Raw genomic sequence first — 953 nt, 5'->3', positions numbered from 1 at the left:
TCGCCCGGCTGGTATGTCCCCAAATCAGAGAAAACGAACTGCGTGCCTTTCTGGGCGTCGTATTTTTGATAATACTCCGCGATCATCTTGGCACAGTGACTCGCTTTGTTGTCGGGATGATCTTCGTAATGCGGGTCTATCATGCGCATGTCGAGTGCCATTTTCCGGGCATAGTCCGTGGCGATGAGCATCTTCGCCTTTTCTTCCGTTTCCGAAAGCGGCAGCCTGCCCAACAAGGTGGCATCGCCCGTCTTGGCGAACTGCATCAGTTTCTGTATGAAGTCCTCCTGTTCCGGCGTGGGCGGTATATGGTGCAGTATCTCGTTCTTGGCAGGACGGTCAACGCCCACATCCTCCGCCGTGCGGTAGTCCGTGATTTCATTATAGAAGGCGGCAAGCTCCGGCACTTTGATGAAGTAGCGGAAACGCTCCTTCTGGACCACATTGTTCGTCACGTTAAATTCAAAATCCGTCGTCTTCTTGGCAAATATCGCCGCCCAAGCGTCGAAACACCTTATGTCCTGCCGTTCCAGCTCCTTCGGGCGCAGGTACTTGAACAGCAGGTACAATTCAGTCAGTGAGTTGCTGATAGTCGTGCCGGAGAGGAAGGTCGCACCCAAGTCTTTTCCTGTGCGCTCCTGTATGGTGCGTATGGCAAAGAGCATGTTAAGTGCCTTCTGGCTTCCCTCGCTGTTTCCCAATCCCGCCACACGGTCGTGGCGCGTGTTGAAAGTCAGATTCTTGAACTGGTGGCTCTCATCTATGAAGATGTGGTCGATGCCCATCTGCTTGAAATCCACCACGTCGTCCGTGCGTGACTTTATGGCGTGTTCCACCTTCTCCAGCTTCGCTTCAAGGTTGTGCTTGCGCTTCTCCAATCCTTTCAGCATCGCCCGCGACACGTTCTTTCCCTGCTGCCGTAGCACTTCGAGGTTTTCCTCCACCGTGTCAAG

The 953-nt window shown here is 53.7% G+C and carries 1 pseudogene; it reads right to left on the bottom strand.

Going from position 1 to position 953, the window contains the following annotated elements:
• Positions 1 to 953: pseudogene (locus DW947_RS21385) on the bottom strand (hypothetical protein); the annotation flags it as partial.

This window comes from Bacteroides sp. AM44-19, from assembly GCF_003603395.1.
GTDB lineage: Bacteria > Bacteroidota > Bacteroidia > Bacteroidales > Bacteroidaceae > Bacteroides > Bacteroides uniformis.
Note: the sequence above shows the minus strand (reverse complement) of the source record. Positions and strands in the feature narration are given on the sequence as shown.